The organism is Georgenia thermotolerans (assembly GCF_009193185.1).
Classification (GTDB): domain Bacteria; phylum Actinomycetota; class Actinomycetes; order Actinomycetales; family Actinomycetaceae; genus Georgenia; species Georgenia thermotolerans.
This window is the reverse complement of the sequence record NZ_VUKF01000103.1, coordinates 1-1,540: the sequence shown is the minus strand read 5'-3', so window position 1 is coordinate 1,540 and position 1,540 is coordinate 1. Positions and strand designations below refer to the sequence as shown.

The window sequence follows — 1,540 nt, the reverse complement described above, 5'->3', positions numbered from 1 at the left end:
GGGCGTGTCAGATGGTCTGTGTAAGTGGCGGTTCCTAGATGCTGGCGCTCACGCGCCGGCGTGAGGAGGCCACCGTGATCCTGACGAACCCGACCGGAAACGCCGCCCTGGACGGCCCTGCGGGGCCGGGAGAGGCTAATGGGGTGCCCGCGGAAGAGGAGGGCCGGGACCGGCCCCAGACGCCCGCCGGCGAGCTGCGCCGCGAGCTGCTGGGCGACGACCTCATCGACGACCTGATCGCCCGTGCGGGGCAGGGCGGGATCGCGTTGACGGGCGAGGGTGGCTTCCTGCCCGAGTTGATCCGTTCGGTCCTCGAGCGCGGGCTCGCGGCGGAGCTGTCGGATCACCTCGGATACGAGCGGGGCGACCCGGCCGGGCGCGGCTCGCCGAACTCCCGCAACGGCTCGACGGACAAGACGCTGCAGAGCGAGGTCGGCCAGGTCCCGCTGAGCACCCCGCGGGACCGGGCGGGCACCTTCGAGCCGCGCTTGGTGCCCAAGGGCACCCGCCGCCTGGCCGGGCTCGACGAGATGATCGTCAGCCTCTACGCCGGCGGGATGACCGTGCGAGACATCCAGGCCCACCTGGCCCGCACGCTGGGCACCGAGCTGTCCCACGAGACGATCGCGAACATCACCGACGCGGTCCTGGAGGAGGTCAAGGCCTGGCAGTCCCGGCCGCTGGACCCGGTCTGGCCGGTGATCTTCCTCGACGCGCTCGTGGTCAAGGTCAACGACGGCGCCCACGTGGTCAACCGCGCCGCACACATCGCCGTCGGAATCGACACTGAGGGCATCAAGCACGTCCTGGGCATCTGGGTCCAGGCCAACGAGGGGGCGAGGTTCTGGGCCGCGGTGTGCTCCCAGCTCGCCAACCGCGGGATCAAGGACGTCCTCATCGCCTGCTGCGACGGCCTGGAGGGCCTGCCCGAGGCGATCGAGGCCACCTGGCCCTTCACCGTCGTCCAGACCTGCGTGGTCCACCTGATCCGGGCCGCGAACCGGTACGTCTCCTACGGCGACCGCAAGGCGTTTTCCGCCGCGCTGCGCAAGGTCTACACCGCCCCCGACGCCGACGCCGCCGAGACCGCCCTGCTCGAGCTTGCCGAGCACCCCCTGGGCAAGAAGTACCCCGCGGCCGTCGCCGTGTGGCAGCGCGCCTGGGAACGCTTCATCCCGTTCCTGGCCTTCCCACCCCAGATCCGCAAGGTCATCTACACCACCAACACCATCGAGTCCCTGAACTACCAGCTGCGCAAGATCATCAAGAACCACGGACACTTCCCCTCCGACGACGCCGTCGTGAAGCTGCTCTGGCTCGCGATCCACGACGTCGAGGACAAACGCGCCCGCCAACGCGCCAAGGAAGCCAGCCTGCCCAAAAACAAGCGCCACGCCCCCGGCCGCCTCGTCGAAGGCGCCCCCACCGACGGCTGGAAAGCCGCCCTCAACCACCTCGAACTGCTCTACCCCGACCGCCTAGCCGGACACATCAACTAAAACCGATACAACCCGTCCTACACAGAAGAATTGACAGGCCC

1 protein-coding gene is annotated in these 1,540 nt (G+C 69.3%); it reads left to right on the top strand.

What is annotated here, in order from left to right; translation table 11 throughout:
• The first annotated feature begins 194 nt into the window (after nt 1–194).
• Nucleotides 195–1,499, top strand: a complete 1,305-nt coding sequence (locus GD970_RS21350) for an IS256 family transposase (protein WP_226925528.1) — start codon at nt 195–197, stop codon at nt 1,497–1,499.
• Nucleotides 1,500–1,540 lie beyond the last annotated feature (41 nt).